Origin of the sequence: Bacillus sp. CCNWLW194 (genome assembly GCF_037120585.1) — a bacterium.
Classification (GTDB): domain Bacteria; phylum Bacillota; class Bacilli; order Bacillales; family Bacillaceae_G; genus Bacillus_A; species Bacillus_A basilensis.
Map to the genome: position 1 here is coordinate 1 of NZ_JBBBBL010000042.1, position 6,490 is coordinate 6,490.

The 6,490-nt window shown below is 33.9% G+C and carries 5 protein-coding genes; 3 read left to right on the top strand and 2 right to left on the bottom strand.

Annotated features, from left to right (window positions below):
* Positions 1–278: 278 nt before the first annotated feature.
* Together V7S50_RS33790 and V7S50_RS33795 are read left to right on the top strand one after the other, a co-directional pair.
* The gene (locus V7S50_RS33790; RefSeq protein ID WP_128975430.1) at positions 279–2,141 is read left to right on the top strand and encodes a GMC family oxidoreductase; all 1,863 of its coding nucleotides are present in this window, start codon (positions 279–281) and stop codon (positions 2,139–2,141) included.
* A 185-nt stretch (positions 2,142–2,326) separates the two neighbouring features.
* Positions 2,327–3,757 carry an IS4 family transposase gene (locus V7S50_RS33795; protein WP_336376850.1) on the top strand — a complete coding sequence of 477 codons (1,431 nt, stop codon included), beginning with the start codon at positions 2,327–2,329 and terminating at the stop codon, positions 3,755–3,757.
* 112 nt (positions 3,758–3,869) lie between these two features.
* Here the strand turns inward: V7S50_RS33795 and V7S50_RS33800 are convergent, their stop codons facing one another.
* Positions 3,870–4,115 carry a hypothetical protein gene (locus V7S50_RS33800; RefSeq protein WP_336376849.1) on the bottom strand — a complete coding sequence of 82 codons (246 nt, stop codon included), beginning with the start codon at positions 4,113–4,115 and terminating at the stop codon, positions 3,870–3,872.
* An 820-nt stretch (positions 4,116–4,935) separates the two neighbouring features.
* Here V7S50_RS33800 and V7S50_RS33805 point away from each other — a divergent pair.
* Positions 4,936–5,265: an LCI fold-containing protein gene (locus tag V7S50_RS33805; protein WP_336376848.1), complete on the top strand. Its 330-nt coding sequence runs from the start codon at positions 4,936–4,938 to the stop codon at positions 5,263–5,265.
* Between the two features lie 117 nt (positions 5,266–5,382).
* On the opposite strand, the gene V7S50_RS33810 is transcribed toward V7S50_RS33805, so the two are convergent.
* A complete protein-coding gene (locus V7S50_RS33810) occupies positions 5,383–6,276 on the bottom strand; it encodes a helix-turn-helix domain-containing protein (protein WP_336376847.1) in 894 nt (297 codons plus the stop codon).
* Positions 6,277–6,490: the final 214 nt, after the last annotated feature.

Sequence of the window (6,490 nt, forward strand, 5' to 3'; positions counted from 1 at the left end):
ATAAAAGATAATAAAAAACTATATGGAAAGACCGCATTTTGTATAAAAATATACCTTAAGTTGATGGATGTGGGGTACCACCACATCGCTATCAAGCTAAAGAATCAAAATACCCCAAAACGAAAATTCTATCCGTTATTGTCTATTGATAATGATGCGTTATGTTAACCTTACATGTATAGAACATACATTTTTTAAAAAAATAAAGACACTGGTACAAGAGACAGATTCTTTTTTACATTTAATATACTAAATGCAAAAAAGGAGCTTGATTATTTATGCCATCAAAAAAAAGAAATTGTTTCAATCCTTGTGAATTTCCTTATTCATTATTTCCTTGTGCATTTCCTTGTGCAGTTCCAGAGCCTATAAAACCAATAGACCCTACAAAATTTGATTATATCGTGATTGGTGCCGGAACTGCTGGAGGGGTAATCGCCAAAGAATTAACGGATGACAAAAGTACTTCTGTACTAGTGCTAGAAGCAGGAACAAATATGACGAATGAGCTAAGTAACCCTAGCGTTCTTGCCGCCATTAATACAACCCGAGGTAACAGGTTTAGCTTTAATGTTACTTCTGAATTAGAATCAACTATTGCACGTACACTTATTGCAACAAATGGTCGCGCCATAGGGGGAAGTTCAGAAATTAGTGACATGTACGCCGTACGTGGGAGTAAAGAGTTGTATAATCAGTGGGCAAGTCTTGTTGGTAATCAATGGAGTTACGACAAGATTAGCTCCTTATTTGTAAAAAATGAAACCTATACAGGATCGACACAAGACCCTGATGAACGAGGATCACAAGGGCCAATCTTTATTAGGCAACAGAGTATTCCCCCTAATGGATTGATCAATACGTTAGTTCAAGCAACAAACACTGTATTGGGAACGCCGATTGCTGTGGACTATAATACTGGCATAAGGGATTGTACATTTTATAAATCGCAAATTATTCAAAAAGAAGTTAGCCCAGGTCAATTTGTCCGATCCTCAACGGCAACAGGTTATTTAAATGACCATATTGTCAGTCAAGGAAACCAGTTCCATCCAGATGAATTTGGAGTTGGTGGAAGAAAGTTAGTTATTTTAGCTAAAACAACCGTTAACAAAATTTTATTTAAGAAAAAAAATGGACTGAACATTGCGGTTGGGGTTGAATTTGTCAAGGATGGTGTTTCACATAGAAGGTTTGCAAGAAAAGGCATTATCGTCTCTGCAGGATTTTTTTCCTCAGTCATTCTACAACGTTCAGGAATCGGTAAATCGGATGATTTGGCTAAAGCAGGTATACCAACATTTATAGAGAGTCCAAATGTGGGTCACAACCTTCAAACTCATGGTTATGTTGGATTAGGAGTTGAAATAGATACCTCCCAAATTCTTCCGATATTTTTTGCTGATCCCAACTTTCCACTTATCTTAGGTGCTTTCCAAGCAGAGAATCCAATGAATCTACTAGAAAGTCGTCGTCTCCAACTGATAGGGGCTCCTATCCCATTTTTTATCCCTGCTCCAGATGTGATCAGCAATGGTTGGAGTTTAGATTTAACTTTCCAAACCACTCCAAGTATCATGAGTTTTGGTATTGTAGACGTGAATACAAAAAGCAGGGGTACAGTGCTAGTAGAACATAGCGATCCAGAAGCTTATCCATCTCTTAACTTCAATCCGTTGGAAGATTCCAATGACCTAACGTATATGGTCGATCAATATAAGAGAATTTATAATATTATTGTAGAGGCTAGAGATCCACTGAAATACCCAAATAACGGAATCGGGAAAGTTGTATATCCTCCGGAAAGTATATTCCAGCTACCTGACAATGATCCCAACAAACAACAGCAGCTTGAGAATTATGTCAAAGCCTCTTACACGAACTTCTCTTTAGGCGGGCAGTGTCGGATGGGACAGACAATTCAAGAAGGGGTTGTCGATGGATTCCTCAATGTGTTTTGTACCAAAAATCTTAAGGTTGCCGATCTGTCCATTTCGCCTATTATTCCAGATGGTCAGCCGTCCGCCGCTGCTCAGATGATCGGACTAAATGCGGTACGGTTTATAAAAGAGGATCCCTCTCCATATGTAATGACAGATAAGGAACTTGAAGATTACGAAAATGAGATTAAAAAAATATAAATTAAATATTTATTCATTGGTTTTATTCTTATTTTTCGATCTAAAGATTGCGCTTTGGCTAGAATGCGGCTTGCCTTGTGGGGAAGAACCCCATTGCTATCAAACTAATAAAAAGAAATATCCTCAAAATGAAAAAAATACGTTATTCTTTCTATAGAATCATAGGAAAGGATGGCGTTTTTTGTATGTCTATTTCTGTAGCTAACGAACTACAACTATTTTCACAGGAGATTCAGAGTCTTTTATCCCCCAATACCTTACAGAATCTAGCTAGAGATGTTGAGTTTGTACAGCGAACAAGTAAGTATCAAGCACAAGATTTAGTAGCTTTATGCGTATGGGTAAGCCAAAGTATAGCAAAAACTTCCTTAACCCAGTTATGTAGTTGTTTAGAAGCATCAACAGAAGTGCTTATAAGTCCTGAAGGACTAAATCAAAGATTTAACGCCGCAGCCGCACAGTTTCTACAGAAAGTATTAGCCAAACTTCTCAACCAAAAGTTATCGTCAGCTAAGCTGCTCTCTTCTCCATACACTTCTATTTTCAAGCGTATTCGCATCCTAGATTCAACTGCATTTCAACTCCCGGATGTCTTTTCATCGGTTTATCCAGGTGCAGGAGGATGCAGCCATACAGCAGGGATGAAAATTCAGCTTGAGTATGATCTATTAAGTGGACAGTTCCTACATATTCATACAGGCCCAGGTAAACAACATGATCGAACCTATGGCTCTCTGTGTGTCCCAACTGTGACAGCAAAGGATTTATGTATCCGAGATTTAGGTTATTTTCATTTAAAAGACCTTCAATATATACAAGATAAAGAGGCCTACTATATCTCTCGTATCAAGTCCAATACACGTATTTATCAAAAAAATCCTAACCCGGATTATTTTCAAGACGGAAGAATTAAGAAAGGTACAGAGTATATACAGATAGATATGGAGACGTTAATGAACTCCCTCCAACCAGGACAAACATATGAAATAGATAATGCTTATGTAGGAATGATTGATAAAGTGCCAGCTCGTGTAATTGTTCATCGATTAACAAAACAACAGCAACAAAAACGATTACAAGATCAAGCTGTAAGAGAAAAAAAGAAAGGAATGAAGCATTCTCCTCGTAGTAAACGACTCAGCCGTATCAATGTATATATGACAAACACCCCTACAGATATTGTCCCGATGGGGCAGGTACATGACTGGTATTCTTTGCGTTGGCAAATCGAAATTTTATTTAAAACGTGGAAGTCATTCTTTCAAATTCATCATTGTAAAAAGATAAAACCAGAACGATTGGAGTGCCATTTATATGGTCAATTGATTGCTATTCTACTCTGTTCTTCTATCATGTTTCAAATGCGCCAATTGCTCCTTATGAAGAAAAAACGAGAGCTTAGTGAGTATAAAGCCATATATATGATTAAAGACTATTTTCTTCTTCTATTCCAAACTATACAAAAAAACACCCAAGAGCTATCAAAGGTGTTACTTCGCCTGTTCAATCTCCTACAGCAAAACGGACGAAAATCTCATCGGTATGAGAAGAAAACAGTCTTTGATATATTAGGTGTCGTTTATAATTGTACCATGTCTGATAATCAAGCGGCTTAATTCAAAAAAATGAAACCCGCTAGGGTTTATTTCGTATGTAAATCTTTAAATTTCCTACACGTAGCCTTTAGAAAAAAGAAACAGCCTCTACTATAATTGACGTTGTATGAGCTTAGCTTGATGGCAATGGGGTGCTACCCCTATATTCAGGTTTTTTGATTGCTATAACAATAAATGCAAATAGCAGTACCATGAAACCAAGTTGAATATACTGTCTAGTTTGATTAGAGATTACACTTCGAATCCAGTCTGAGAATATCGCAAGTCCTGCACATAATACAATAAAAATCAATAAACCAATCCCTACAATCGCAGATACTCCTTGGAATGGATGAGGTAAACTTATTTGGAAATCCATATCATTTCCCTTTCTTTAAAATCACTTTATATTGATAATGCATTATATTTTCTGTAAAGAAAAGACACCCAAAGGTGCCTTTCTCCGACTTGAACCACATTCATTTTGTATAAATTTATCCGTATTATCCCTTTGTTATACGTGTAAACACATCCTATAAAACAGAATCGTCTATATACACCAGATTGTTAGTTCACAAAGCACAAGAGATTTGAGATCAGTAATAGAGTGAAGGCATATCTTTTATAATGGTTGATATGTTACGTCTTTTAAAAGAATCTGCTTTATAGAACGTGTCCACAATTTATATTTTACTACATGTAATATTCATTTAGTGTGACTTTTTCATATATGTATAATTACATAAAGTTTATGAGAAATAGAGGGTATAATTTGGTATTGTGTAATAAAGATAAGGCCCACCTACGGAAATAGGTGGGCTTTTTTATTGGGTACTACTATCTCATTGCACAAAAGGGACTTTGCATTAAAATAATATCATATTCTTAAAGTTGTTATATTGAGAAATAAAGAGAAGACACCCAAAGGTGCCTTCTCTTGTTGTGGTAAATAAGAAGTAAGGTTTCCATTTTAACTGAAAAAAATAGAACAGGTGCTTAGATTTTATCACGATTTTTTTCTAAATGAACATGCATTATTACATACCACAATAAATCCCTCTATTTTCCATTGGATAAAATACATTACAAATATTGACAAAATTTAAACAAACATTTCTAAAAATTCAAAATATTTACAAAAATCACCAAAGTGATACATCTAAGGTGCAAGTTATAAAAAATATTAAGGGGGAATTTTTATGTTCAAGAAATTAGTAGTAGGAGCATTAGCAACTGGTATTGCATTGACAGGGGGGATCGGGGCAGCGTCAGCGAGTACAGAAGGTGTAGATAGTACTAAACAAGTTGCACCAACAAAAGCATTAATTGCGGACTATTATAATAGTGAATATGATTTTTGGTTCCACGATGTTTCTGGGCAAAATATCTATAGAACTTATGACTTCTATAGTTCTGATGGCTACTTCGCTAATTCTTTTTATAGCGAAGGGAAAACGTGGTATTTTAAAGGTATTACAAGGTACGATGGATATGGCGGTGCATATGGTCACTATGAGGCAAGAAAATAAAGTTTTGATAAAAAAGGCACTCAAATGAGTGCCTTTTTCCGACTTGAACCACTTTAATTTTAACAATATAGTGCTAAGTTTAAAAACTATAGGGATTTGTAAGTAGTTTTTACGAAATTATGAGTGTTTTTTATTCTGTATTTCAATAAGTTTTTCTTTAATCATTTGTATATAATGTTTTTTTTCGGTTAGTTCAAATATAAATAATGCTTTTTTCCAGTTATAAACAACATCTTCTACATTGTGTTGTTTAATCTTTAATAAATACTGACCTTTTAAATAGAATAATTCACCTAATAGGTATAAAGTATTTAGATTAATTGCTAATTTGATGCCCTTATCAATGTATTTTATTGCCTCTTCATGTTGATATGTGGAGGCCAAAGTTTTTGCTAAATTGAAAATGATTTTTAATTTAATTTCTTTATCTCTAGGAAAATCTAACTTATTAAAATTAGTTAAACATTTTCTTAATATATTAATGCTTTTTTCATATTCTTTGTTTTCTGCATAAAATATAGCCATTGTCTGCATAATATCTAATTCTCTTTCTGATAAACAATCAACATTCGTTACAGTTAGTTTTAATCCATTATTTAAAAGAGTTAAAGCAGTTTTTGTTGATCTATTCACCTCAAATATAGCAATTGCTTCATGCCATATTAGAAATTGTTTCTCTTCTTTTGTTTGAAAATTATTTAAGTATTTCTCTTTTTTTACTATTTCATAAAGTTCTTTATATTGTTTTTGTTTTAGGCAATCTTTTATTACATGTTTTACATTTTCTATATATTTAATTTTTTTGTTTTGAGTTAGTGCAAATATATTATTTGGATCAACACCAAGTCTTTCTGATAATTGATATAACAATATGCTAGATGGATAAATCACACCTTTTTCGATCTTGCTAATTTGGCTTTGTGAACATATTCCATGACATAATTCGGATTGAGATATATTTTTTTTCATTCGAAGCTCTTTAATGGTAATACCCAAATCGTTAAATTCCATTTTCTACACCTACTATTTAGCGCTTTATTAGTATAATATTATTTAATCTTAATGTAAAATTAATGTAATTGCAATTATTGTTTGTTGTAAAGGTCTTATCCTTTCTATAGGAAGATGAGGCTTTTTATGCATAAAAAAAGACCCCCTAAGGAGCCTTCCTCCGACTTGAACCACTTTAATTTTAATAATATGTATTGGACTCCCATCCAAATAT